This window comes from Bradyrhizobium sp. ORS 86, assembly GCF_045571475.1.
Taxonomy (GTDB): Bacteria; Pseudomonadota; Alphaproteobacteria; order Rhizobiales; family Xanthobacteraceae; genus Bradyrhizobium.
In genome coordinates, this window is sequence record NZ_CP120699.1 from 4,569,805 (window position 1) to 4,593,762 (window position 23,958).

The following is a 23,958-nucleotide window of genomic DNA, read 5'->3' on the forward strand; positions in this document are numbered from 1 at the left end:
CTACTTTGCTTCGGCAATTGCCGCGGCAAGCTCGCGCAGCTTGAATTTCTGGATCTTGCCGCTGGCTGTGCGCGGAAGCTCGGCCACTAGTGCAATACGTTCCGGCCAAAACTGCTTCGCCATCCTCGCCTCGCCCAGATAGGCCTGCACCGCCGTCAGGTCGATCGTGCAGCCGCTGCGAGGTACGATGAACGCGCAGCCGCGCTCGCCGAGTCGGGCATCCGGAAATCCGACGACCGCGACTGCGGACACTGCGGGATGCTTGTAGAGCAGGTTCTCGATCTCGACGACGGGGACATTCTCGCCGCCGCGGATCAGGATGTCCTTCACTCGGCCAGAAATCCGGATGTACCCATCCTTGTCCATGTAGGCGAGGTCGCCGGAGTCGAACCAGCCATCGCTGTCGAAGGTCGGCAGCTCCGGCCGCTTATAGTAACCCTTGAACATCTGGGCGCCTCGGACCAACAATCGGCCCGGCTCGCCCGCAGGCACCGGATTGCCCTCGGTGTCGACGATCCTGACTTCCATCCCCTCCAGCGATCGGCCGTCCGTGCTCGCCGACTTCTCGGCTGCGCACGACGGCTCCGTCAACGTACCCGACAGGACTTCAGTCATGCCCCAAAGCGAGCAGACCTTGAGACCGAGCTCACCGGCCGCACGCTCGATGAGAACCGACGGAATCGGCGCCCCGCCACACAGGAACGACCGCAGACACTTCGGCTGCGGCGAGCCACTCTTCACGGCATCGCAGATGTCGCTCAGGAACGGCGTCGACGCCGCGGTATAGGTGACACCTTCTCGAGCCATCAGGCCGACGCCGCGCTTGGCTTCCCAGATGTCCTGAAGGATCATCGTGCCGCCGAGATAGACGGACAGCAGGACGATCGCAGCATAGCCGGTCATGTGGCCCACCGGAGAGGCCACCAGCAGCACGTCGCTGGAAACGAGCCCGAACCGACCTGACAACGCCTTGCAGCATGCAATCAGCGAATTCGACGTGTGCATGACGCCTTTTGGCTCGCCGGTCGTGCCTGACGTGAACATCAGCACAGCCATGTCATCCGGACGCAAGCCGGGCTGGAGCTCGTCCGCCTCGGACGATAGCAGCATCCTCTCAAAACCCGTGTCGCCCTCGACGTCGGCAACGATCACGTGCTTCAGGTGCGGCAGCTCGGCGCGCATGCCCTGCGCCATCGCGGCGTAGTCAAAGCCACGATATGTCTTCGGCACGATGAAGACCTTGGCCTGGCAGAAATTCAGGATGTAGAGCAGCTCGCGCTCCCGCAGGATCGGCATCACCGGATTCGTGACCGCGCCGATCTTGCTGCATGCGAACGCTGTGACGACAAACTCCCACCAATTGGGCAATTGCACGGTGACGACATCACCGCGCCCGACACCGAGCCGCAGCAGCGAACTCGCGGCCCGATTGGCGAGATCATCCAACTCCCTGTAGGTGAAGCGTGGGGCCTGGTCGCGATCGGCGCGGTCGGCAGCGATCGCGACCTTGTCGGGGGCTCTTGCAACGGCTTCCGTCAGAAGCTGGTCAACGGTTTTATCCAGCCAATAGCCGGCTTGCCGAAAGTTCGCATGAGACGCATCTCGTATGGCGGCGGCCACGGTCATTTCTCCCTCTGTCGTGTCCTTTCCGACTTCGGCGCCGGATTATTTCGTTGACTGATATACGTTACGGCAGCGTACGATTTGCTGCCACTGGTCAATATTGTCGCCTCCGGCGCGATCATTTTCCGGAAAACACCGGCTTGCGCTTCTCGACGAAGGCCCTGACGCCCTCCTGCGCGTCGGCCGTTCGCGACATCGCAGCGAGCGTCTGCGCCTCCTCCTCGAGCTGGCTCTCGAACGATCGATCAGCCGTTTGTGAAAACAGACGCTTGATCGCGCCAAACGCCTCGGTCGGGCCTACCGCGAACTCCTTTGCAAGCCGCGCAGCCTCGGACTGCACCCCAGCATCCGGAACGACGAAATCAACCAGTCCGAGCGACAGCGCCGTCGCAGCATCGAGCGTCTCACCGAGCAGGAAAAAACGCCTTGCGCGCGCGATACCGATGCGCCGCGTGACAGTCGTGGTCGATCCACTGTCCGGGCTAAAGCCAATCCTCGAGAATGCAGCCGAAATCTTCGCCGATTCCGCCATCACCACGAGGTCCGCCGCCGCCATCAGCGACACGCTGCCGCCCGCGACGTTCCCGTGAACCGCCGCGACGACGGGCGCCCGCATGCGCACCATCCTTGAGAGCGCTACGTGAAGATCAGCGGTCCAGGCCTTGATCGTTCCAGGCAGCGCGTCGCCCTGCTTCACCAACGCCATGAGGTCGCCGCCCACACTGAACAACCGCCCGCGTGCGGATAGGAGCACGGCCCTCACGTCGGCACGCTCGCTCAGTTCGGCAATCGCCAGGCCGAACTCGCGACAAAAGTCGCCGTCGATCGGATTGCCACGGTCAGGCTGGTCCAGAACAATGTGGGCAAGACCAGCGTCGATGGTGCATTCGAAGCTCTTTGTCGGTATGGCCAGTCCCATCGGCTCTCCCCTTCACAACGCGCTCGAAGCGCCGGCTCCCCGGAAGCTCAGATGGAGCGCGCCTGCTTCTCTTTCTGGACCGATGATTGAATAGCTTCGCGCGCACGCTGCCAGTCGGCCGCCGACAGTTTTGAAAGCCCCGCGAAAGTGCTCGGCGCGGCCAGATGATGCCCGCCATCGATACTGATCGTGTCACCCGTGATGTAACCGGAGCCATCCGACATCAGGAAGATCAGGAGATTGCGCAGCTCGTCCATCTTGCCGAAACGGCGTAGCGGCACCTCCTCGGCCTGGGTCGCTCCGACACCTGTCTCGGCGAGCGGATTAAGCTTGTCCCACGCCCCCTCAGTCGGGAACGGGCCGGGCGCGATGGCATTGACGCGGATACCCTTGGATCCCCACTCGACCGCGAGCGACATGGTCATGGCGTGCACGGCGGCCTTCGCCATCGCCGACGGCACCACATACGCCGATCCGGTCCACACCCAGGTGACCAGGTTGCTGATGATGCTGCCTGGGAGGCCCGCGGCGATCCACCGCTTGCCGCAGGCAAGTGAGGCATAGAACGAACCATCCATCACCGTGGAGCGGACGGCCTCGTAGCCGCGCGGCGACAGGCTTTCGGTGGGGGCGAGGAAGTTGGCCGCGGCGTTGTTGACGAGCCCGGTGAGCGGCCCCTCCGCCCAGATGCTCGACATCATCGCTTCGATGCTGTCGGGATCACGCACGTTGGCAAGCAGCGCGAAGACCGTTCCCCCGGACCGCTCGCCGATTTCCCGCACGGCCTGGTCGAGGACCTCTTTCCTCCGCCCGCAGATGTAGACGTGAGCACCGTGGGCGGCGAACCCCACTGACATCTCCTTGCCGAGTCCCGTCCCTCCGCCCGTTACCAGGATGCGCTTTCCCTTGAGCACGGCGGCGTCGAACATGGGCGACTTCCTTCCTGCGATTGAATTCCTATGAAGCGGGCGCTTTCCGCGGTCCAACGAGCGGGCGTCTCTTTACGGACTAATACACTAGCGTACTTCTTTTGTAAATCCGCGAATCGACAGCTAATTGGGGAATTTTCAGCCGATCCCACGACCTTTCCTTTAAAATACGCTGGTGTATGGTATTAGTGGAACCTCTACCTCCGAGTCGCCTCAAGGGAAACATCGATGGTTGATCAGCCCGATTGGGATCTTCGGCTTGGATATCTCATCCATGACGTGTCGCGGCTCAGGAGGATGATGTTCGATCGGGCGCTTGCGCCGCTCGGGATCACCCGCTCGCAATGGTGGGTCCTGGCGTTCATTTCGCGCAAGGATGGCCTTCCCCAGGTGCAGCTCGCCAACGAGCTCGACGTCGGCAAGGTCGCCGTCGGGGCCCTGATCGATCGGCTGGAGACATCGGGGTTCGTGATACGGCAGGCCGATCCGGTCGACCGGCGGATCAAGCGCGTCTATGTCACCAAGCAGGCCCGCGGATTCCTCGAAAAGCTCCGGAAGGAAACCGACAAGTTCAATGCAAGAATCGTCAACGGCATCGACCGCAAGCAACTGGAAGCCGCTTCGGAAGCCCTCCTTGCGATGAAGCACAACCTTCTGGCCATGTCTGATGGCACGGAGACCCAGAGCGGAGAGGACGAGGAGGAAGACGCGCCGCGGTCCAAAACCCGGAAAAAACGGCGGGCGGCGGCCTGAGGCCAGCCACCCGCCCAAGGTGCTCCGGGAGGAGTTCTTGGGAAGCTCACGAGACGATGTCGCGCCCCCAGATATCGGCGTTGGGCCGCGCTTCCTGCATCAGTTTCGCCACCTGAGGGCCGAGTTCGTTGGGATCCTCGACCGGGTCAATTCCCGGGCCCGCGTGCCAGCCCTCTGCCACCTTGAGAATCCCATCGCCTGCCTCGAATACGCGACCGGTCACGTCCCTGGACTCTTCGCTCGCGAGCCAGACCACGATCGGCGCGACCCAACGCGGATTCCGGCGCTTGATCTCCTCCTCGGTGCGCTCACGCAATCCTTCGGTCATGCGGGTCTGCGCGCGTGGCGCGATCGCATTCACCGTGATGCCGTATTGGCGGAGCTCCATCGCGCTGATGATGGTAAAGGCGGCGATACCGGCCTTGGCAGCCCCATAGTTGCTCTGGCCGACATTGCCGAACAATCCGGAGGCCGACGAGGTGTTGATCAGGCGGGCGCTGACCGGGGCTCCACGCTTCTTGGTTTCCTGACGCCAGTACTGCGCGGCATGGTGAGACGGGGCGAAGGTGCCTTTGAGATGCACCTTGATCACGGCGTCCCATTCCGCCTCGGTCATGTTGACCATCATGCGATCCCGCAAGATACCGGCGTTGTTGATGAGGACGTCGAGCCGGCCGAACGCGTCGATGGCGGCGTCGATCAGAGCCTTGGCGCCGGCCCAATCGCTGACATCGCTACCGTTCACAATGGCTTCGCCGCCGGCGCGCCTGATCTCGTCGACAACCTCCTGAGCAGGCGACATATCGGCGCCCTCACCCGCTGCCGTGCTGCCGAGATCGTTGACCACGACCCTGGCGCCCTGCTCCGCCAGCATCAGCGCGTATTCGCGGCCGAGTCCGCGGCCGGCACCCGTCACGATCGCGACCCGCCCAGCACATAGTCGTCCCATTTGTCGTCTCCCTGCCTAGTTCTTCGTTTCGCCGCTCATGACGTCGCCGAACAGATGCCAGTTCGCTCCCTCGAAGCGCATCAACTGCCATTGCTTCACCGGCGCGAAATCGTCCGGTGACGTATTCAAGCGGATGCCGGGAAGCAGCATACCCAGCTCGACGTCCTTCAGCTGGGCCGCCTGCCGCATCACGTTCTCGCGCGTGAGATCGTTGCCACATTGCTTCAGCAGGTAGACGAGCCCCTGCGCCGTGTTGTAGCCGTTCACGATCAGCGTATCGCTGCGATCAGCGCCGGGAAAATAGCCGTCAAGGAACTGATTGAGCTCCTTAAGGCCGGAATCGTCCGTCCACGCGAGGTCGTTCGGATCCTTGAAATAGGCTGCCGAGATCAACCCCTGTGCATGTTCGAACCCTGCGGGCTTGATCACGCTTCCGATCGACGCCGAGACATAGCTAAGAAACTGCAGCGGCTTCCAACCGAGCTCCGAAACCTTCTTGATTGCCTGCGCCGCAGATTTCGGTGTTGCGATATCGAACAGCACGTCCGCGCCGGTCGCCTTCAGCTTGACGAGGTGCGAGTCGATCGTCGGCTCCGACACGTCCGCGACGATCATTGACGCGGCCTTGTCACCGAGCGCCTTCCTGATCCCCCTGAGGTAGTCCTTTCCGAAATCGTCGTTCTGAAAGAAGATCGCGATCCTCGCCGTCGGCCGTTCCCGCAGCACATATCTTGCGTAAATGTAGCCCTCGGTCTCGTAGCTTGGGGTAAATCCCATCGTCCAGGGAAAGTTCTGCGGATCGTTCCACTTGGCCGCCCCGCTCGACACGAATAGTTGCGGCACCTTCCTGGCGTTCAGATATTTTTGCACGGCCGAGTTGGCCGCGGTGCCGAGCGCATTGAAGACCAGCAGGACCTCGTCGCTCTCGACCAGCCGTCTCGTCTGCTCGACCGTTTTCGGCGGCGAGTACGCGTCATCGTATGACAGAAAGACGATGCGGCGACCGTTGATGCCTCCCTCCGCGTTGATCTTGCGGAAGTAGGCCTCCTCGGTCTTGGCGACCATGCTGAAGGCGGATGCCGGGCCGCTATAGGGAGACGTGTTGCCGATCTTGATCTCAGTGTCGGTGACGCCTGGGCCATATCGCTTCTCGCCGGCCGCCGCCTGACTTGCGTGCAGACCAACCAGGATCACCGCCACGGCCCGGACGGCGCCGCGGCTTCCGTATCTGCCGAAAAGCCGTCTGTACGGTCCCACGACACGGTCCGCCCGACTTGAATGGCCAGCACTCCACTTCACGGCGCCTCTCCCTTTCCGTTCTCCTATTGCGTCGCCAATCGCAAATTAGTACGCTTGTGTACTATGTGTAGAAGCATGATTGCAACTGTCATTCGAACCGCACCCCGATGAATCGGGCCTCGCAAGCGTTGGAGGACATCTTGAACCTCGAAGCCGTACGACATTTCCGTTTTGAGCCGGTCACGCAGAGCTACACCCGTCGCGACACCATGCTGTACGCGCTCGGCCTCGGCTTTGGTTCCGATCCACTCGACCCGGCGCAGCTCGATTTCGTCTATGAGGCAAATCTCAAGGCCGTGCCGTCGATCTGCTGTGTCCTCGCGCATCCCGGATTCTGGGCGAAACGGCCGGAGTTCGGCATCGATTGGCTGAAGCTCCTGCATGGTGAGCAGCACTTCGAAATTCACGTTCCGATGCCGGCCGAAGGCACGGTGAGAGCCAACTATGAGATTGTCGCGGTGGCGGATAAGGGCGCAGAAAAGGGCGCGATCCTTCACCTCGTCAAGACACTCGACGACGCCGTCAGCGGACTGAAGTTGGCGACGGTTCGCAGCATGCTGTTCCTGCGTGGTGACGGCGGCTGCGGCAGCTTTGGTGATGTCCCTGCCGAGCCCGGTGCCCTTCCGGAAGAGGCTCCCTCGCAAACCTGTGACATCGCGACGCTGCCCCAAAGCGCACTGATCTATCGGCTGAGCGGCGACTACAATCCGATACACGCCGATCCTGCCGCTGCCGCAAAGGCCGGCTTCGACCGCCCGATCCTCCACGGCCTGTGCACGCTGGGGATTGCAACGCGCGGGGTCCTCGCCATGTTCGCGGATGGCCGGCCCGAACGTCTCCTCTCACTGTCGGCCCGCTTCAGCCGTCCGGTCTTTCCGGGAGAGACAATCCGAACGGAATTCCTCTCCGTCGGCGACCAAATCCGCTTTCGCTCACGGGTCCTCGAGCGCGACGTGGTGGTGCTCGATCGAGGAACAGCTGTGCTCCGCGATTAACCTACTTCTTCTCAATATTCGCGATCGCTACGATCTCGGCCCAGCGCCGCGTGTCGGCCTCCTCGAATGCCTTTAGCTCGCCGGGGCTGGCGGGAAACGGCTTTGCACCCACCGACTCGAGATAACCGGCAGTATCCTTGCTATTGACGAAGGCCAGCACAGCCTGGCTGAGCTTCGCGACGATGTCGGGAGCCGTGCCCGCCCGCACGAACACACCTACCCATGCGGTGAGCTCCGCACCGGACAGCCCAGCCTGCGCGAGCGTCGGAACGTCGGCCATGCCCGCCAGCCGATCGCTGCTCGTCACGGCGAGAATGCGGAGCCGGCCGTCCTGGATCAGTCCTTGCGCACTGGCGGGATCGGCGAAGACGCAGTCGATCTCGCCCGCCAGCACATCCGTCAGAGCCTGTGGCATTCCGCGATACGGAACATGCTGCATGTTGATCCCGGCCCTGGCCCGAAACAACTCCGCAGCACCCCGGCTCGATGTGTTGCCGCTTCCAAATGAGAGCGGCCTCTCGCGCGTCTTTGCCAAGGCGATGAACTCTGCAACGGTCTTTGCCGGAAACTCCGGCTTGACGGCCAGCATCATCGGAATGGTCATGATCCCCGCGACAGGCGCAAAGTCCGCCGCAGGATCATAGGGCATCGCGTTGAACAGGCTGATGTTGGCCGCCTGCGTCGAGTTCGTGGTGACGAACACGGTGTAGCCGTCGGCCTCGGCCTTCAGAACCGCAAGCGCCGCCAGATTGCCGTCGGCACCCGGCTTGTTTTCGATCAGCACGGTCGCACCGGTCGCGATGCGGATGCTTTCGGCGAGACGCCGCGTCACGGCATCGGTTGCGCTGCCTGCCGGAAACGGCACGATGAGGTTGATGCGTCGCGACGGATATGATTCCGCCGAGGCCTGCCACGAACCGGCTCCGACCGACACGGCAATCAGCCACAGGACCATCACAATCCGAAATCGCATGGTTTCTCCTTGGATGGGACGCGCTTGGCGTTCCCGCGCGGCGGCTTATGCGAGCCTCAGTCCCTGATCTGTTCCGATCGTACTCTACTTTACGATCTATGAGAACATTCCTTTAACGGCCGGATACAAGCAGCTTCCAATGCATATTTCGCTAGCTGAACGGCCCCGACTCACCGCTCGTCCCGCTCAATTCGACACGATCTACTCTCGGAAAGAGCGCGTCGTCGAGGCTGATATCGGCCGCAAAGTGCATGGCATCGGCGTGACCGCAGATCACATCCGGAAAGTGCCAGCTCGCGGTCCCCAGAACGGTTTCGCCGGCGAGCACGGCAATGTTCAGCGGATGCCTCGCACCCACCCCGCGCGCGCTCTGATAGCCGTCGGCGAAGCAGTAAAGTTCGAGCCGCAGTTTGTTCTCGCTGACGCGTTGGACGGATAGCTCGATCTCGCAGAAGCCAAAGGCGGGGTCATCCTGCGAGCCCTCAGCGTAGAAGTAGAAAGCGCCAATCTTGCCGTGCACGCACGGACCGAGCTTATAATCCTTCGGGACTTGCGGATCCGGCCGCGCCGGCGTGCGCGGCGGCAACGGACCGAGCGAGCAGAACTGGCGATAGGAATAGCACTGTCCCAATTTCTCCTCCCTACCCGAGCGCAAACAGCCGCCTTGCATTGGCGGCCAACGCTGCACGCGAAACTGACAAGGCCCGCTCGGCGAATTGCGCAGACCTGTCCTGCTTGATCGTGAACGGATAGTCAGATCCCACTACAAGTTGGTTCGTCCCGACCTTGTCAGCGAGGTATTGCAACGCCGGCCCGTCGTAGAGAATCGTGTCGTAGTAGAAGGATTGGGCGATCTCCGCCGGCGTTCTCGCGAAGAGGCTTTGGAGCGGCGCCCCCACCCCATAAGCGTGGCCCAGCCTTGGCAACAGCCAAGACAATGCGCCGCCGCCATGGCTCAGCAGGATGCGCAAAGTTGGAAAGCGCTCCAGCACGCCGTTGGTCATCAGCGAAACCGCGGCGAACGCCGTCTCCAACGGAAATGCCGCCACGGCCGCAAGCTCCGGGCGGCCGCCCATTCGATCAAGCCCGAGAGGATGCAGCGGATGGACCATCACCATCAACCCAGCCTGCTCCGCCGCGGCATAGACATCATCAAGGCGCGCGTCGCCGAGCGGCACGCCATTAATGTGCGTGCCGATCTCGACGCCGCGCAGACCAAGCAATCTGATATCTTCCATGTGCCGAACTGCGAGCGTGACATCCTGCATGGGAACCATTCCAATGCCGACGAAATGCCGCGGATGATCTGCGCACAGCGCGGCGATTCCCTCGTTGACATGACGGCATAGCGCGTCCGCGTCGGCGGGCGGAAACCAATGCGAGAGCAATTCCGGCATCGGTGAGACGACCTGCACCTCGATGTCGTCGATTGCCATATCCTCGAGCCGCCGGCGCGCGTCCCAGCTTCGGGAGTCGATTACCCGAAATACTTTGCCGCCCACGATAACCGCGGCCGATGCGTCCCGCAGCTCGACCGAGGGCCAGAGCGGATTGCGGGCCGGTTCCGCGGGGATGTGCCGCGGAACGAAATGGGTGTGTGTGTCGATCGCTTCGACCAAGGCGCTTCCCCGATGGATTTTTGCACCGCACCCCGCAGGACGTCCTTGGCCGGTGCAGGCCATTCACTTACAAGCAGGTTGGACTGTTTTTATCGTCTAGGCAATCTCATATTCGTATGCTAGTGAACAATCTAACCAACAATGCGGTCTGCGATCGGATCAGGGAGCGAAGCAAGCGTGGCGCGGACGATCAACGACATCGTGATCGCAGGAGCCGGCCAAGCCGGAGCGCGAGCCGCCGAGGCGCTGCGGGCGCGAGGCTTCAAGGGCTCGATCACCATGATTGGCGAAGAGCCTCACCCGCCCTACGAACGGCCGCAGCTCTCCAAAAGTTTGCTGCAATCCTCCGATGCGACTGTCGCCTACATCAAGAAAGCCGCGAACTGGACCGAGACGCTCGATGTCCGCATTGAGACCGGTGCCGCGGCCATCGATTGCGATCCCGATCGCCGCATCGTGTCGACCGCGGACGGCCGCACCTTCCATTTCGACGGCCTGCTGCTTGCGACCGGAACGCGGCCGCGGCGGCTTGCTGCCCTCGAAGATGCGCACATCGAGGTCCAGTATCTGCGCAGCCTTGAGGACGCACTCCAATTTCGTCGTCACATCCAGGCCGGATCGCGCATTGCGATCGTCGGCGGCGGCGTTATCGGCCTCGAAGCTGCTTGCGCTGCCGCCAGGAACGGCTGCCACGTCACTGTGATCGAGAGCGAGGAGCGTCTCCTCGCACGAGCCTTCCCAGGCCTGATAAGCCGTCTCGTTGCCGACAGGCATCGTAGTCACGGCGTCGAGTTTGTCTTCGGCGCGACGGTGATTGGAAGCACTTCAGCTTCTGTTGGGCTGAGCAACGGCGCGCAGATTCCAGCCGATCTGGTGCTGGTCGGCATCGGCGTCACCCCTTCCACCGAACTCGCCATCCGGCTCGGCCTGCCCGCCGCCGAAGGCATCGCTGTCGATAATTGCGGTCGCACCGCCGCTCCCGAGGTCTTCTGTGCGGGTGATGCCGCCCTGCAGTGGAGCCGCTGCCACGGCCGTGCGGTCCGCGTCGAGACCTGGGCCAACGCACAGAACCAGGCGATCTCGGTCGCCGCCAATATGATCGGCGACGCCGTGGAATACAACGATCCTCCCTGGTTCTGGACCGACCAATACGACCTGAACATCCAAGTCGCCGGCGACATGCGCGAGGCCGAGCACATCGTGCGCGGCAACCCGGACAGCGGACGGTTCTCGATCATTGCCATGCGGGGCGCCGAACCTGTCGGCGCGCTCTCGGTGAATGCGGCGAAGGACATGGCGATGCTGCGGCGGATCATTGCTGCCAACGCAAAGCCGCAGCGCGCCGATCTGGAGTCGCCGGGTTACGACCTCCGGGCCGCGTTGAAACCGCACTGACAAGTCCGAGGGAGGGACTGCAATGAATGCGTTTCAGCGAATGAATACCGCGCTGATGGTCGACGAGGCCAAGCAGATCTTCAAGGTGTCTCGCCAGGCTTTCGTCGACCCCGACATTCTCGAGGCCGAGCGCGCGTGCATCTTCGACAAATGCTGGCTCTATCTCGGCCACGCTTCGGAGCTTCCCAAACCCGGCGACTTCGTCACGCGCCAAGTCGGCGGGCGCGGTATTCTGTTTGCGCGCGACGCCAAGGCGGGCTTGCGCGCCATGTTCAACACCTGTCCGCATCGCGGCGCGCAGGTTTGCCGCGAGAAGCACGGCAACGCAAAGTCCTTCCAGTGTTTCTATCATGGGTGGGTCTTTGGGCTTGATGGCGCGTTGCGCAGCCAACCCGGCGAGGCTTCCTATGCCCCCGATTTCAAGGAGCGCAGCACGTCCAATATGCAGCAGGTGCCGCGGTTCGAAACCTACCGCGATTTCTGCTTCGTGTGCTTCGATCGGAACGCCGAGACGCTCGAGTCCTATCTCGGCCCGGTGAAGGAATATCTCAATATCATCGGCGATCAGGCCGAAACCGGTATGACCATCGTCGGCGGCACACAGGAATACTCGATGCGCGCCAACTGGAAGCTGCTCACCGAAAACTCGATCGACGGCTATCACGCGCTCACCACGCACGCGACCTATTTCGACTACCTCAAGGCCACCAATGGCGGCCTCGTGCCGGTGCCGCTGGAGGGTGCTGCGCGCGACCTCGGCAATGGACATGCGGTGCTGGAGTACAAGGCGCCGTGGGGACGTCCGGTCGCACAATGGGTTCCCATGTGGGGCGAGGAGGGCAAGCGCGAGGTCGAGCGGCTCTACCAGGGACTGGTGACGCGCTTCGGCGAGGAGCGCGCTAAGCGGATCGCCCTCTTCAATCGCAATCTGTTCGTGTTCCCCAACCTGGTCGTCAACGACATCATGGCCGTGACGATCCGCACCTATTATCCGCACGCACCCGATTTCATGACAGTCAGCGCATGGGCGCTCGCGCCCAAGGAAGAGACCGACTGGGCGCGCAAATACCGCCTGTTCAATTTCCTTGAATTCCTCGGTCCCGGCGGCTTCGCGACGCCCGACGACGTCGAGGCGCTGGAGCAGTGTCAGCGCGGCTTCCGCAACTCAACTGAAGCGCAGTGGAACGACATTTCCAAGGGGATGGGCAAGGAGACGCCCGCTTATGACGACGAGCTCCAGATGCGCGCGTTCTGGTCAAACTGGAACAAACACGTCTTCGCGGCATCTGCCTGAGAGAGGAGAGGCACATGCAGAACATCACCCGGGCCGATGTCGAGGATTTCCTGTTCGCCGAGGCCGAGCTGCTGGATGAATGGCGGCTACCGGAATGGCTCGAGCTGTTCACGGAGGACGCGATCTACTACGTGCCGTCGACCGACGTTCCCGCGGACTCTTCGCCCGACAAGAACCTTTTTTATGTTGCCGATGACCGCTTTCGCCTGAGCGAACGCGTCAAGCGGTTAATGAAGCGCACCGCGCACGCCGAATTTCCCCATTCGCGGACGCGGCACCTGATCAGCAATGTACGGATCCGCAGCCGCAGCGACAGCGAGATGGAAGTCGCCGCCGCCTTCATCACCTATCGCACCAAGGATGGCGTCACCGACACCTATTTCGGCAGCAACCGCTATCGGCTGGTTGCCGACGAAGGTCGCCTTCGCATCAAGGAGAAGCGCTGTCTGCTGGACAGCGAGGGATTGCGCACGCAAGGGCGCGTCAGCATCATTCTCTAGGAACGATCGACGGTGGACAAGAAGCTCAAAAACAATGTTGCCGTGGTGACCGGCGCCGCCAAGGGCATTGGCCTTGCAATCGCGGAGCGGCTCGCAAGGGACGGCGCGAGGTTGATCCTTGCCGATCTCGATGAGGCTGGGCTGAAGGAGGCCTCGGCTCGTCTTGCCAGCCAGTTCGACGTGGAGGTCGCGAGCGAGGCCGGCGATCTCGCGGAGCAAGGCGTCGCCGAAAAGACCATTCGCCTTGCGTCCGAACGGTTCGGCCGCCTCGACATCCTCGTCAACAATGCCGGCGGTGGTATTATCAAGCCGTTCGCGGAGCATACGCCGGAGACGTTGAAGACGACGATCGATCGCAATCTCTGGACGGTGCTGTGGTGCTCCTGGTACGCGGTACCAACGATGCGCAAGCAGGGGTACGGGCGCATCATCAATCTCGGCGCCGATTCCGTGCGCAACGGTCTCTGGGACCATGCCGCCTATAATGCGGCCAAGGGCGGCGTCCATGGCCTTACCACAGGCATGGCGCGCGAGTTCGCCAGGGACGGCATCACCGTGAACACAGTAGCTCCCTGCGCGGTGAATACGCCGCAGATGGCCGCCATCACCAAGAGCAACCCGGCTCTTGCGGCCAAATTCGTCAACATCATCCCGATGGGGCGTCCGGCCGAAATGGAGGAAGTCGCCTCAATGGTCTCCTATCTCGCGTCCGCCGAAGCGTCGTTCGTGACCGGCCAGGTCATCAGCGTCAATGGCGGCAGCACCATGCTCTAGGCTCTCGCCATGGCGGAAACAGTTGTTCTCTGCACTGCCGATGAAATCGTCGAAGGTGAGATCAAGCAGGCCACCCTGCCCGACGGCACCAACGTCGCGCTGTATCGGGTGGCCGGCAAAATCTACGCCACCGCCGACATGTGCACCCATGGCGAGGCTTCGCTGTCGGAGGAAGGCATCATCAACGGCAAGATCGTGGAATGCACCTTCCACTTCGGGACGTTCGACGTCACCACGGGCGAGCCCACTGGCATGCCCTGTGAGATTCCCTTGAAGACCTATCCCGTCACGGTCGTGGACGGGAAAGCCCAGATCGAGGTCTGACATGCCACCCCGCCCCAATCGCGCTTCTATCCCCCTTAAGACGGCACGGCGGTCGCTGGCGCCGCTGCGCCGCCGGACCCAGGCCGAGCGAACCGCCGAGACGCGGCTGCGGATCCTGAAGGCGGCTGCCAATCTGGTCCGGCGGCGCGGCTATGCGCGATTTCGCACCGCCGAGGTTGCTGCCGAAGCCGGCGTTTCCCGTGGCGCCCAGCTTCATCACTTCCCGACCAAGGATTCCCTCGTCGTCGCCACACTCGAATATGTGTTCGAGCAGGCGCAGATCCTCAGCCGCCGCCGCGCTGCTGCAGTGAACCGGCCACGGGATCTGATCGAGGCTGTCATCGCGGACGCGAGAGAATTCTTCTTCAGCGAGCATTTCATGGTGGCGATCGACATCGTTCTTTCGACCTCCACCGACCAGGCGGTGCGCCGGCGAATTCTCGATATCTCGCGCAAGGCACGCCGTCCGGTCGAGGCGGCCTGGGCCGAGGCGCTGGTGGCGGGCGGTGTGCCCCCAGCCGTCGCGGCCGATATCATCGCGCTCACCCTCAGCGTCGTTCGCGGCATGGCATTGCGGACGCTCTGGGACAACGATCCCAAATGGTTCGACCATCTGTTCGGGCTCTGGCGGCAGATGATCAGGATCTTCATCGAAGCCGAGCAAAAACGAGGGCGGCTGCGATGAAGGCGAACGGGATAGCGCCGTTAGTCACGTCAGTCTGCTACGTCCGCCACTCGGTGGACGAACCGCAGGCCTGCGCGCGCTTTGTCTCCAATATCTTCGGACTGCAACAGGTCGCGAGCCGGGACGGCGAGCTTGCCTTTCGCTCAGACGATCGCTTCCGCACCGTGAGCCTCAGCCGCGATCAGGACGACGGCACCAGCATCGGCATTGAGGCCTGGGACGACGCAGCGCTTCAGGAGATCGGCGAACGGCTGCGCGCGCATGGCTTTAGCGCTAGATCGGCCAGTCCGGAGGAATGCCAGCGACGATATGTGCAATCAGCCCTGCTGACGGAGGACGCCTCCGGAAATCGGATCGATCTCGTAACCCGCCCCACACGGAGCGGGCGGCGCTTTTTTCCGCCCCGGGATGCCGGCATCGTGCAATTCCAGGGCATCGGCCTGTGCAGCATCGATCACGCGCGCGATCTCGCCTTCTGGCGCCTGCTCGGCGCCGAGGTGACTGATTGGGTCGGTGACATCGCATATTTGCGCATCGACCGCCTGCACCATCGCATCGCGCTCTATCCGTCGCAGCGCCGCGGACTGCTCTACGCCGCCTTCGAGGTCGAGGCGCTCGATCAGATCATGCAGAACAGCTACTTCATGGAGGAAAATCAGATGCGAATCGTGCAAGGCCCCGGCCGGCAGCCTGCCTCGCAGCAGATCTTCCTTCATGTCGAAGGACCAGACGGGCTGATCCTGTCCTATGTCACCGGCACGGCCGAGATCGGCGATAGACCACGCCCTGCCCGGCAATTTCCGCTCACCGCAACCTCGCTCTGCAATTGGGGCAGCGAAAGCAGGGGCGTTCCCGAGCTGACGCCAAGCGCTAGCTGAACAGGAGAGAGGCATGATCCAATTGAAGGATGTGAGCTATGTCCGCTTGGGATCGCCGGATCTCGAGCAGGCCGAGCAATTCGCCACCACTTGCCTCGGCCTGCAGATCGCCGAACGCGGCAAGGCCGATCTCTACCTTCGGTCGGACGAGCGCGCGCATACACTGTGCTACTTCGAAGGCGATCCGAGGGACCAGACGGTCGGCTTTGAGGTCGAGGACGAAGCGAGCCTTCAGAACGCGGCGGCCACACTCGAGTCACTCGGCCACACCGTCCACGCAGGGACCACAGAGCAGGCAGAGCGGCGCAAGGTGAAGGCGTTCATCGGCTTCCGTGACCCCACCGGCAACCACATCGAGCTGGTAGTGCGGCCGGAACGCAGCGGGCGCCGCTATTTCGGAAGCCGCGATGCGGGCATCACAGGTTTCAGTCACGTCGGCCTCAACTCGACCGATCCCACCCGCGACGAGCGATTCTGGACCGAGGTCTGCAACGCCCGAGTCAGCGATCGCATCGGCGACATCCCGCTGATGCGGGTCAATGCCATCCATCACACCATTGCGCTGGTCCGCGCGCCGCAGGCCGGCATCCAGCACATCAATCACCAGGTTGAGAACAGCGACGATGTGCTGCGCTCCTATTACTTCCTAAACGAACAGCGCGTGCCGATCGTGTTCGGTCCGGGTCGCCATCCGACGTCGGGAGCCCGCTTCGTCTACTTCAAAGGACCGGACGGGATGATTTTCGAATATTCGGTGGGTGTCGATGAAATCGAAGATGAGGCAACGCACCGCCCGCGCCAGTTTGGATTCGAGCCAACGAGCTTTTGCATGTGGGGTTCCAAACCCGCCAGCATGACACTTCCGAACAAGTAACATGTCGCGCCGCAGTCGCGGCTAACCTCCAACGAGGACGCATGGATCTGGGATTGCGAGGCCGCAAGGCCATCGTCTGCGCGGCGAGCCAAGGCCTTGGAAAAGCAAGCGCCATGGCGCTGGCCCGCGAGGGTGTCGAAGTCGTGATTGTCGCCCGGCGGTGCGAGAACCTCGACAGTGCTTCTCGAGAAATCGAGTTGGCCACAGGCAACCGACCTCAAACAGTCGTTGCGGATGTAACGAGCCGCGAGGGACGCGAGGCCATCCTGTCCACCTACCCTGAGCCCGATATTCTCATCAACAATGCAGGTGGACCACCGCCGGGCGATTTCAGGAACTTCGAGCGTGACGATTGGATAACGGCGCTTGATGGCAACATGCTGGCGCCGATTGCGCTGATCAAATCCACCATAGACGGGATGATCGCGCGTAAATTCGGCCGCATTGTCAATATCACGTCGCACGCGGTCAAGGCGCCGGTCGCAATGCTCGCACTATCGAACGGTGCGCGAAGTGGACTCACGGGCTTCGTCGCGGGCCTAGCGCGCTCTGCCACCGAGCACAACGTGACCGTCAACAACCTGTTGCCGGGCACGTTCGATACGGACCGGCTGAGATCCAATCTTGCGGCACTCGCCCGAAACTCGTCACGTAGCTTGGCAGAGGTCACCGAGGAAGTCCGTACCAGCAACCCAAGCAAACGGTTCGGCCATCCGGACGAGTTCGGTGCGACTTGCACCTTTCTCTGTTCGGCTCAAGCGAGCTACATCACGGGACAGAACATTCTGATCGACGGCGGAGCCTACCCCGGCGCATTTTAATTCCGACATGTTCATCATGTCTAAATCTGCCGATCTGTTGGACAAGATTCGATACCAAAAATCGCACGATCGCAGGTTGGCGCGCAAAATCGCACGATTGGTAGCGGGAAAGCGCTACCAACCCACACGACACGAGTTCTTCACTCTCAGGATTGAGCAAGAGTAGTTGCTTTCCGCCAACAGTTGCCGCCGCCTGAGGCTTGGACCATCGCCTTCTTTACGATTGACTGCGCTGCAACACTCCACGAGTGAGAACGCGGTAGAATTCTGATCTCGATCGGACTAAACCAAGCTCACGAGTTCGGTGGCGTCCTCGATGCGAAAGGAAGAACGACTTCACCAAACTACGCCAAACTGCGCGATAGCAGCAGGTCGCACTACTCCCACTCGATCGTCCCTGGCGGCTTGCTCGTCACGTCGTACACCACCCGGTTCACGCCCTTCACCTCGTTGATGATGCGCGTCGCGGTTTCCCCTAAGAACTTCATCTCGAAGGGATAGAAGTCCGCGGTCATGCCGTCGGTCGAGGTCACGGCGCGCAGGCCGACGACGTAGTCGTAGGTGCGACCGTCGCCCATCACGCCGACGGTCTTCACCGGAAGCAGCACGGCGAAGGCCTGCCAGATTTCATCGTAGAGACCGTGCTTGCGGATCTGGTCGATATAGACGGCGTCCGCATTGCGGAGGATGTCGAGCTTCTCCTTGGTGATGTCACCGGGGCAGCGGATCGCAAGGCCCGGGCCCGGGAACGGGTGGCGGCCGACGAAGATCTCGGGCAGGCCGAGCTCGCGGCCGAGCACGCGCACCTCGTCCTTGAACAATTCGCGCAGGGGCTCGACGAGCTTCATGTTCATCCGCTCAGGCAGGCCACCGACATTGTGGTGCGACTTGATCGTCACCGAGGGGCCGCCGGTGAAGGAGACGCTCTCGATCACGTCGGGATAGAGCGTGCCCTGCGCCAGGAATTCGGCGCCGCCGATCTTCTTCGCCTCCGCCTCGAACACGTCGATGAAGAGCCGGCCGATGGTCTTGCGCTTCTTTTCCGGATCGGTGACGCCGGCGAGCTCGCCGAGGAACTGCTTCGACGCGTCCACGTGCACCAGCGGGATGTTGTAGTGGTGGCGGAACAGGTCGACGACCGTCTTGGCCTCGTCGAGCCGGAGCAGGCCGTGATCGACGAACACGCAGGTGAGCTGGTCGCCGATCGCCTCGTGGATCAGCACAGCGGCGACCGCGGAATCGACGCCGCCGGACAGGCCGCAGATCACCTTGCCCTTCCCGACCTGGGCGCGGATCTTCTCGATCGCCTCCTCGCGAAACGCGCGCATGGTCCAGTCGCCGGAGAACCCTGCGATCTTGCGCACGAAGTTGCGCAACAGCAATGCGCCGTCGGGCGTGTGCGCCACCTCCGGGTGGAACTGCATCGCGTAGAACTTGCGCTTGTCGTCGGCGATGACAGAGATCGGCGAGCCCGGCGCGCGCGCCACGGCGCGAAAGCCGTCGGGCAGCTTGGTGACGCGATCGCCATGGCTCATCCAGACGTCATACTGGCCGCCCTTCAGCCAGACGCCCTCGAACAGCGCGCAGTCCTCGGTGACCTCGATGGTGGCGCGGCCGAATTCGCGGTGATGCCCGCCCTCGACGATGCCGCCGAGCTGCTGGGCCATGGTCTGCTCGCCATAACAGATGCCGAGCACCGGCACGCCCGCAGTCAGCACCGACATCGGCGCCGACGGCGCGTTGGCGTCGAGCACGGAGGCCGGCCCGCCGGAGAGGATCACCGCCTTCGGCTTCATCTCTCCGAAGGCGGCCTCGGCCTTCTGGAACGGGACGATCTCGGAATAGACGCCCATCTCGCGGACGCGGCGGGCGATCAGTTGCGTCACCTGACTGCCGAAATCGACAATCAGAATCTTGTCATGCGCCGAGGCCACGGAGGGCGTCGACGACTCGCGGGCTGTTTGCTGGGCTGTCATGGCAAGCAGATACGCGACACCGCCCGCCCCCGCAACCGCGCCAAGCGGCACGCCCACATTCTTCTTTGGGCATGGACAAATCCATATAGGTAAGTAATGTTGACCTAATTTGGCCTAGACCGAAGACGGAGGAAATCATGCCAGACCACCACGATCCCGCCCGCCTCGCCGCGCTCGGCCGCGACTGGATCGCCGCCTGGAACTCGCACGACCTCGAGCGCGTGCTGGCGCTCTATGCCGAGGAGACCGAGATGACCTCGGACCGGATCCCGGCACTCGGCTTCGGTGCCTCCGGCACCGTGCGCGGCAAGGAGCGCTTGCGCGCCTATTGGAGCGCGGCGCTGGCCAAGCTGCCCGATCTGCATTTCGAGCTGATCGATTTGTTCGTCAGTCCTGACAGCATCGTGGTGTTTTACCAGAACGAGCGCGGCATGAAGATCTGCGAGTATCTGCGGCTCGATGCCGAGGGCAAGATCCGGCAGGGTTCGGCGAACCATCCGGTGCATTGAGCCAGCCGCGCGAGACCGTTGGTTGGGTTAAGCGCCAGCGTGCCCACCATGTCTTGCACCGCTCGCGATGCAGGGCACGGCGCTTAGCGCCTTAGCCCACTCTACCCATCTGATACCAGGACTGTGCCCATGAAAATCCCGACCCTTCCCTTCACCGTCACGGACTGGAGCAAAATCGAGCCGACCGTGCATCCCGGCGAGACCGGACAAGCCCTGTGGCGCACGCTCAATATCGGCGCCTTGCGGGTGCGCATGGTCGAGTATTCGCCCGATTATCTCGCCGATCATTGGTGCGATCGCGGCCACGTGCTGTTTGTCGTCCAGGGCGAGCTTGACACCGAGCTGCGCGACGGCCGCAAATTCAAGCTGAAGCCCGGCATGAGCTACCAGGTCTCGGATTTCGGCGACGCCGCGCACCGCTCGTCGACGGCAATGGGCGCGATGCTGTTCATCGTGGATTGAACGGCACTTCTCCTCTCTCCCGTCCCCCTGAGGAAATCGCGAAGCGATCGTCTCGAAGAGCGACAGCCCCGCTGCATCCCCATCCTTCGAGACCCCGACGCGCGCTGCTAACGCATCGTCCGTCGCGCGCCTATGCACGATGAGAGTCCATCGCTCAGCGCTTGCGCACACCGGCTTTCCGCACGCGGGTGTCCGACCATGTCAGCGCGCGGCCAGTCCTCGACGGCAGCACCAGTTGGCCGACCGGTTGGCCTGCGCCGTCGAGTAGCACCGAATGCGCCTCGCCCCGCGCGTAAAGATGCGCCTCGCCCCATTGCCGGAGACCGACCACGACCGGGAACAAATCCCGTCCCCTCTTCGTCAGCGCATATTCCTGATAGGCGCTGCCGTCGGAGGCCGCGACCTGCTCCAGCACGCCGGTTTCAACCAGCTTGCGCAGCCGTGTCGTCAGCATGCCCTTGGCGATGCCGAGATTCTTCTGGAACTCGCCGAACCGGCGCAGGCCGTCGAAGGCGTCGCGCACGATCAGCAGCGACCACCAGTCGCCGATCGCATCCAACGCGCGCGCCACCGGACATTCGGCCTTGGCAAAGCCGGTGCGCTTCATCCCGTCCTCCCGCTCGTTCACGATTTGAGATGGTCTTAAAATAAGACTAGACAGCAGGCGATGCAACTGGTCTCATTATAGGACCACGTGGATACGGAGGCGATAATGACAAACCGGGATGCGACGCAGGCGGAAGCGGCAAGCGCGGGCGGCGCTTCGACCCGCGATCTGTCGCCGGCCACCGTGCTGTTGTTCGCGGTCGCCTGCGGCCTGAGCGTCGCCAACATCTACTTCGCCCAGCCGCTGCTCGACACCATGGCGCGGGATCTCGAGATCGCACCGGCCGTGATCGGCATCGTGGTGACGCTGACCCAGATCGGCTACGCCTTCGGTCTTGTGCTGATCGTGCCGCTCGGCGATCTCGTGGATCGGCGCCGGCTGATCGTCGGCCAGACCCTGCTGTCGGCACTCGCGCTCGTCGTGGTCGGCACGGCGTCGAATGCGGTGGTGCTGCTCGCAGGCATGGTGCTGGTCGGGCTGTTGGCCGTCGTGATCCAGGTGCTGGTCGCGTTCGCTGCGACGCTGGCGACGCCGGCCGCGCGGGGACGCACCATCGGCACGGTCACCAGCGGCGTGGTGTCCGGCATCCTGCTCGCCCGCTTCGCCGCAGGCGCACTCGCCGACATCGGCGGGTGGCGGCTGGTCTACCTCACCTCGGCCGCGCTAACCCTCGTGCTGTCGGCGCTGCTGGCGCGGGCGCTGCCGCGGCATCAGCCGCAGCCGATGGCGGGCGCGTCCTATGCCAAGCTGCTGCGCTCGACGGCCGAATTATTCGTGCAGGAGCCGATCCTGCGCGAGCGCGCCACCTTCGCGCTGCTGATCTTCGCAAGCTTCAGCGTGTTCTGGAGCTCGGTGGTGCTGCCGCTCGCTGCTCCCCCGTTTTCGCTGTCGCATGCGACGATCGGGATGCTCGGGATCGCCGGCCTCGCCGGCGCGCTCGCGACGCGCAATTCGGGCCGTCTCGCCGATCGCGGCTGGGCGCAGCGCACCACCGGCCTGTCCTTGTTCCTGATGCTCGCCGGCTGGGCTCCCATTGCCTGCCTGCACAGCTCGCTGTGGCTGGTGCTGGCCGGCGTCGTCATGATCGACTTCGCGGTGCAGGCGATCCATGTCACCAATCAGAGCCTGATCGTCGCGGCACGGCCCGATGCGGCGAGCCGCCTGGTCGGCGGCTACATGGTGTTCTATTCGATCGGAAGCGGTGCCGGCGCGATCAGCTCGACGATGGCCTATGCGACGGCCGGCTGGATCGGCGTCTGCATGCTCGGCGCGGCGATCAGCGCCACAGCGCTGCTGTTCTGGATCGTGGTGGTGAGCAAGACGCCGGCGCGGGCGGGCTGCGTACAGACGTACTAGCAGCGATCGTCATTCCGGGGCGCGCCAAGCGCGAACTATGGCGCGCACTTGCGCGCCTGAGAATCTCGAGGTTCCCCGGTGCGCGACTGCGTACCTGAGGTTCGATGCTGCACATCCACCGAACGACGGAATTCAAATCACGCCTTCTTCAGCACCGACATGAAGAACCCGTCCGTGCCGGTCCGGCGCGGCGTCATCAGCCAGCCTTCGTCGGACCGCAGTGCGGCTTGCGCAAAAGTCTCGGCCTTGTCCCACAGCACGGATGCGGTCTGCTCCGGCGGCTGCGCGGAGAATTCCGGATGGCGCGCGATGAAGGCCCGCACCTGCTCGCCGTTCTCCTCTGGCAGCACCGAGCAGGTGATGTAGGCGATCCGTCCGCCCGGCTTCACCATCGGTGCGGCGCGGTCGAGCACCTCGGCCTGATCCTTCAGCCGCACCTCCAGCGCGCCGGGGCGCATCCGCCATTTGGCGTCGGGGTTGCGGCGCCAGGTACCGGTGCCCGTGCAGGGCGCGTCGATTAGGACGAGATCGGCGGAGGCCTTGATGTCGGACATCACATCCGCCTCGCCGCGCGGCGTGCGCACCTCGCAATTGTGCACACCGGCGCGCGACAGCCGCTCATGGATCGGCGCGAGCTGGCGCTTGTCATGATCAGTCGCGATCAGGCGGCCCTTGCCGCCCATCATCGCTGCCAGCGCCAGCGTCTTGCCACCGGCGCCGGCGCAGAGGTCGATCACCTGCTCGCCCGGCTTGGCGGCCGAGAACAGCGCTGCAAGCTGCGAGCCCTCGTCCTGCACCTCGATCGCGCCCTTGATGAAGTCCTCCTCGGAATGGATGCCGGGATTGCGGGCGTCGGCGCCGAGCTCGATGCGCAGGCCAAGCGGCGACCACGGCGTCTCCTTCGCGCCGAGATGCGCAAGTCGCGGCAGGATCTTCTCGCGCTTGCCTCTCAGCGTGTTGACGCGCAGGTCGAGCGGCGCGCGGCTCGCCATCGCGGTCGCTTCCGCCGCGCGCTCATCTCCGAACACCTTGGCAAGGTACGGATCGAGCCATTCCGGATAATCGCCCGCAACCGGCGCCGGCGCACCGCTGAGCGAGCGCGAGGTCAGCGCGGCCTCCTCGGTCGCGGTCAGCGGTTCCGGCGCGAAACGACTCCCGTCGAAGAACGCGGCGATCGTCGCCAGATCCATGCCGCGCTCGAGCTTGAGCATGCCGAGCACGCGCGCGCGGGCGCTGTCGTCGTCCATCAGATAGGCCGCGGAGGATTGCCGCCGCAGCACGTCCCAGATCAGGCCGGAGATCGCGGCGCGATCGCCGGATCCGGCATAGCGGTGCGCGGTGCCCCATTCCTTCAGCGCCTTGGCGGCGGGAACACGCTGGGCGTCGATGGTGGCGATCAGGTCGATAGCGGCGGAAAGCCGGGCAGCGGGTGTCATTGGTCTCT

Annotated in this window: 25 protein-coding genes; 14 read left to right on the forward strand and 11 right to left on the reverse strand. The window is 63.3% G+C overall.

The window, feature by feature from the left end; all coding sequences use genetic code 11:
• The 3 genes from P6U25_RS21420 to P6U25_RS21430 all read right to left on the reverse strand — a co-directional run bounded on the left by P6U25_RS21420 (nucleotide 1) and on the right by P6U25_RS21430 (nucleotide 3,471).
• Nucleotides 1-1,626 carry an AMP-binding protein gene (locus P6U25_RS21420; protein ID WP_407146754.1) on the reverse strand — a complete coding sequence of 542 codons (1,626 nt, stop codon included), beginning with the start codon at nucleotides 1,624-1,626 and terminating at the stop codon, nucleotides 1-3.
• A 115-nt stretch (nucleotides 1,627-1,741) separates the two neighbouring features.
• On the reverse strand, nucleotides 1,742-2,542 hold the full coding sequence (locus tag P6U25_RS21425; protein ID WP_407146756.1) for an enoyl-CoA hydratase/isomerase family protein: 801 nt from the start codon (nucleotides 2,540-2,542) through the stop codon (nucleotides 1,742-1,744).
• A gap of 47 nt (nucleotides 2,543-2,589) precedes the next feature.
• Complete coding sequence (locus P6U25_RS21430; protein WP_407146758.1) at nucleotides 2,590-3,471, reverse strand: SDR family oxidoreductase; 882 nt, start codon at nucleotides 3,469-3,471, stop codon at nucleotides 2,590-2,592.
• A gap of 300 nt (nucleotides 3,472-3,771) precedes the next feature.
• Between P6U25_RS21430 and P6U25_RS21435 the strand changes: the two genes are divergently transcribed.
• Nucleotides 3,772-4,224 carry a MarR family winged helix-turn-helix transcriptional regulator gene (locus P6U25_RS21435; RefSeq protein ID WP_407152570.1) on the forward strand — a complete coding sequence of 151 codons (453 nt, stop codon included), beginning with the start codon at nucleotides 3,772-3,774 and terminating at the stop codon, nucleotides 4,222-4,224.
• Between the two features lie 46 nt (nucleotides 4,225-4,270).
• Here the strand turns inward: P6U25_RS21435 and P6U25_RS21440 are convergent, their stop codons facing one another.
• Nucleotides 4,271-5,173 carry an SDR family oxidoreductase gene (locus P6U25_RS21440; protein ID WP_407146759.1) on the reverse strand — a complete coding sequence of 301 codons (903 nt, stop codon included), beginning with the start codon at nucleotides 5,171-5,173 and terminating at the stop codon, nucleotides 4,271-4,273.
• A gap of 15 nt (nucleotides 5,174-5,188) precedes the next feature.
• Nucleotides 5,189-6,430 carry an ABC transporter substrate-binding protein gene (locus P6U25_RS21445; RefSeq protein WP_407146760.1) on the reverse strand — a complete coding sequence of 414 codons (1,242 nt, stop codon included), beginning with the start codon at nucleotides 6,428-6,430 and terminating at the stop codon, nucleotides 5,189-5,191.
• A 182-nt stretch (nucleotides 6,431-6,612) separates the two neighbouring features.
• On the opposite strand from P6U25_RS21445, the gene P6U25_RS21450 reads away from it, so the two are divergent.
• On the forward strand, nucleotides 6,613-7,467 hold the full coding sequence (locus P6U25_RS21450) for a MaoC/PaaZ C-terminal domain-containing protein (protein ID WP_407146762.1): 855 nt from the start codon (nucleotides 6,613-6,615) through the stop codon (nucleotides 7,465-7,467).
• Between the two features lies 1 nt (nucleotide 7,468).
• On the opposite strand, the gene P6U25_RS21455 is transcribed toward P6U25_RS21450, so the two are convergent.
• From P6U25_RS21455 to P6U25_RS21465, 3 genes are all read right to left on the reverse strand, one after another.
• Nucleotides 7,469-8,440, reverse strand: a complete 972-nt coding sequence (locus P6U25_RS21455) for a Bug family tripartite tricarboxylate transporter substrate binding protein (protein WP_407146764.1) — start codon at nucleotides 8,438-8,440, stop codon at nucleotides 7,469-7,471.
• Nucleotides 8,441-8,591: 151 nt separating this feature from the next.
• Complete coding sequence (locus P6U25_RS21460; protein ID WP_407146766.1) at nucleotides 8,592-9,071, reverse strand: hypothetical protein; 480 nt, start codon at nucleotides 9,069-9,071, stop codon at nucleotides 8,592-8,594.
• Nucleotides 9,072-9,081: 10 nt separating this feature from the next.
• Entirely contained in the window at nucleotides 9,082-10,059 is a 978-nt protein-coding gene (locus tag P6U25_RS21465) for an amidohydrolase family protein (protein ID WP_407146767.1), read from the reverse strand.
• Nucleotides 10,060-10,236: 177 nt separating this feature from the next.
• Here P6U25_RS21465 and P6U25_RS21470 point away from each other — a divergent pair, with 177 nt between their 5' ends.
• From P6U25_RS21470 to P6U25_RS21510, 9 genes are read left to right on the forward strand one after another with little or no spacing between them, the layout of a single operon-like run.
• The gene (locus P6U25_RS21470) at nucleotides 10,237-11,454 is read left to right on the forward strand and encodes an NAD(P)/FAD-dependent oxidoreductase (RefSeq protein ID WP_407146768.1); all 1,218 of its coding nucleotides are present in this window, start codon (nucleotides 10,237-10,239) and stop codon (nucleotides 11,452-11,454) included.
• A gap of 22 nt (nucleotides 11,455-11,476) precedes the next feature.
• Entirely contained in the window at nucleotides 11,477-12,748 is a 1,272-nt protein-coding gene (locus tag P6U25_RS21475; protein ID WP_407146769.1) for an aromatic ring-hydroxylating oxygenase subunit alpha, read from the forward strand.
• A gap of 14 nt (nucleotides 12,749-12,762) precedes the next feature.
• Nucleotides 12,763-13,248: an aromatic-ring-hydroxylating dioxygenase subunit beta gene (locus P6U25_RS21480; RefSeq protein ID WP_407146770.1), complete on the forward strand. Its 486-nt coding sequence runs from the start codon at nucleotides 12,763-12,765 to the stop codon at nucleotides 13,246-13,248.
• Nucleotides 13,249-13,260: 12 nt separating this feature from the next.
• Complete coding sequence (locus P6U25_RS21485) at nucleotides 13,261-14,022, forward strand: SDR family oxidoreductase (protein ID WP_407146771.1); 762 nt, start codon at nucleotides 13,261-13,263, stop codon at nucleotides 14,020-14,022.
• Between the two features lie 9 nt (nucleotides 14,023-14,031).
• Nucleotides 14,032-14,346 carry a non-heme iron oxygenase ferredoxin subunit gene (locus P6U25_RS21490; RefSeq protein ID WP_407146772.1) on the forward strand — a complete coding sequence of 105 codons (315 nt, stop codon included), beginning with the start codon at nucleotides 14,032-14,034 and terminating at the stop codon, nucleotides 14,344-14,346.
• Nucleotide 14,347: 1 nt separating this feature from the next.
• Entirely contained in the window at nucleotides 14,348-15,031 is a 684-nt protein-coding gene (locus tag P6U25_RS21495) for a TetR/AcrR family transcriptional regulator (protein WP_407146773.1), read from the forward strand.
• Nucleotides 15,028-15,909, forward strand: a complete 882-nt coding sequence (locus tag P6U25_RS21500; RefSeq protein WP_407146774.1) for a VOC family protein — start codon at nucleotides 15,028-15,030, stop codon at nucleotides 15,907-15,909. Before P6U25_RS21495 ends, P6U25_RS21500 begins: the two co-directional genes overlap by 4 nt.
• Before the next feature lie 13 nt (nucleotides 15,910-15,922).
• A complete protein-coding gene (locus P6U25_RS21505) occupies nucleotides 15,923-16,783 on the forward strand; it encodes a VOC family protein (protein ID WP_407146775.1) in 861 nt (286 codons plus the stop codon).
• Between the two features lie 41 nt (nucleotides 16,784-16,824).
• Nucleotides 16,825-17,604, forward strand: coding sequence for an SDR family oxidoreductase (locus P6U25_RS21510; RefSeq protein WP_407146776.1), 780 nt, complete (start codon nucleotides 16,825-16,827; stop codon nucleotides 17,602-17,604).
• Nucleotides 17,605-17,981: 377 nt separating this feature from the next.
• Here the strand turns inward: P6U25_RS21510 and guaA are convergent, their stop codons facing one another.
• Complete coding sequence (guaA, locus tag P6U25_RS21515; RefSeq protein ID WP_407152571.1) at nucleotides 17,982-19,580, reverse strand: glutamine-hydrolyzing GMP synthase; 1,599 nt, start codon at nucleotides 19,578-19,580, stop codon at nucleotides 17,982-17,984.
• 137 nt (nucleotides 19,581-19,717) lie between these two features.
• Between guaA and P6U25_RS21520 the strand changes: the two genes are divergently transcribed.
• A complete protein-coding gene (locus P6U25_RS21520) occupies nucleotides 19,718-20,089 on the forward strand; it encodes a nuclear transport factor 2 family protein (protein ID WP_407146777.1) in 372 nt (123 codons plus the stop codon).
• A 129-nt stretch (nucleotides 20,090-20,218) separates the two neighbouring features.
• A complete protein-coding gene (locus P6U25_RS21525; protein WP_407146778.1) occupies nucleotides 20,219-20,551 on the forward strand; it encodes a DHCW motif cupin fold protein in 333 nt (110 codons plus the stop codon).
• A 154-nt stretch (nucleotides 20,552-20,705) separates the two neighbouring features.
• On the opposite strand, the gene P6U25_RS21530 is transcribed toward P6U25_RS21525, so the two are convergent.
• Nucleotides 20,706-21,158 (reverse strand): winged helix-turn-helix transcriptional regulator, encoded by a 453-nt coding sequence (locus tag P6U25_RS21530; protein ID WP_407146779.1) that lies wholly within the window; start codon nucleotides 21,156-21,158, stop codon nucleotides 20,706-20,708.
• 105 nt (nucleotides 21,159-21,263) lie between these two features.
• Between P6U25_RS21530 and P6U25_RS21535 the strand changes: the two genes are divergently transcribed.
• Nucleotides 21,264-22,514, forward strand: coding sequence for an MFS transporter (locus P6U25_RS21535; RefSeq protein WP_407146780.1), 1,251 nt, complete (start codon nucleotides 21,264-21,266; stop codon nucleotides 22,512-22,514).
• Nucleotides 22,515-22,651: 137 nt separating this feature from the next.
• Here P6U25_RS21535 and P6U25_RS21540 read toward each other — a convergent pair whose 3' ends face one another.
• Nucleotides 22,652-23,950 (reverse strand): RsmB/NOP family class I SAM-dependent RNA methyltransferase, encoded by a 1,299-nt coding sequence (locus P6U25_RS21540; protein WP_407146781.1) that lies wholly within the window; start codon nucleotides 23,948-23,950, stop codon nucleotides 22,652-22,654.
• Nucleotides 23,951-23,958: the final 8 nt, after the last annotated feature.

Coding starts and splice junctions, on each gene's coding strand:
- P6U25_RS21435 (WP_407152570.1), top strand. CDS start 3,772: ATGTTCGATCGGGCGCTTGCGCCGCTCGGGATCACCCGCTCGCAATGG.
- P6U25_RS21510 (WP_407146776.1), top strand. CDS start 16,825: ATGGATCTGGGATTGCGAGGCCGCAAGGCCATCGTCTGCGCGGCGAGC.
- P6U25_RS21440 (WP_407146759.1), bottom strand. CDS start 5,173: ATGGGACGACTATGTGCTGGGCGGGTCGCGATCGTGACGGGTGCCGGC.
- P6U25_RS21525 (WP_407146778.1), top strand. CDS start 20,219: ATGAAAATCCCGACCCTTCCCTTCACCGTCACGGACTGGAGCAAAATC.
- P6U25_RS21430 (WP_407146758.1), bottom strand. CDS start 3,471: ATGTTCGACGCCGCCGTGCTCAAGGGAAAGCGCATCCTGGTAACGGGC.
- P6U25_RS21530 (WP_407146779.1), bottom strand. CDS start 21,158: ATGAAGCGCACCGGCTTTGCCAAGGCCGAATGTCCGGTGGCGCGCGCG.
- P6U25_RS21520 (WP_407146777.1), top strand. CDS start 19,718: ATGCCAGACCACCACGATCCCGCCCGCCTCGCCGCGCTCGGCCGCGAC.
- P6U25_RS21480 (WP_407146770.1), top strand. CDS start 12,763: ATGCAGAACATCACCCGGGCCGATGTCGAGGATTTCCTGTTCGCCGAG.
- P6U25_RS21425 (WP_407146756.1), bottom strand. CDS start 2,542: ATGGGACTGGCCATACCGACAAAGAGCTTCGAATGCACCATCGACGCT.
- P6U25_RS21535 (WP_407146780.1), top strand. CDS start 21,264: ATGACAAACCGGGATGCGACGCAGGCGGAAGCGGCAAGCGCGGGCGGC.
- guaA (WP_407152571.1), bottom strand. CDS start 19,580: ATGACAGCCCAGCAAACAGCCCGCGAGTCGTCGACGCCCTCCGTGGCC.
- P6U25_RS21500 (WP_407146774.1), top strand. CDS start 15,028: ATGAAGGCGAACGGGATAGCGCCGTTAGTCACGTCAGTCTGCTACGTC.
- P6U25_RS21455 (WP_407146764.1), bottom strand. CDS start 8,440: ATGCGATTTCGGATTGTGATGGTCCTGTGGCTGATTGCCGTGTCGGTC.
- P6U25_RS21505 (WP_407146775.1), top strand. CDS start 15,923: ATGATCCAATTGAAGGATGTGAGCTATGTCCGCTTGGGATCGCCGGAT.
- P6U25_RS21475 (WP_407146769.1), top strand. CDS start 11,477: ATGAATGCGTTTCAGCGAATGAATACCGCGCTGATGGTCGACGAGGCC.
- P6U25_RS21490 (WP_407146772.1), top strand. CDS start 14,032: ATGGCGGAAACAGTTGTTCTCTGCACTGCCGATGAAATCGTCGAAGGT.
- P6U25_RS21495 (WP_407146773.1), top strand. CDS start 14,348: ATGCCACCCCGCCCCAATCGCGCTTCTATCCCCCTTAAGACGGCACGG.
- P6U25_RS21540 (WP_407146781.1), bottom strand. CDS start 23,950: ATGACACCCGCTGCCCGGCTTTCCGCCGCTATCGACCTGATCGCCACC.
- P6U25_RS21420 (WP_407146754.1), bottom strand. CDS start 1,626: ATGACCGTGGCCGCCGCCATACGAGATGCGTCTCATGCGAACTTTCGG.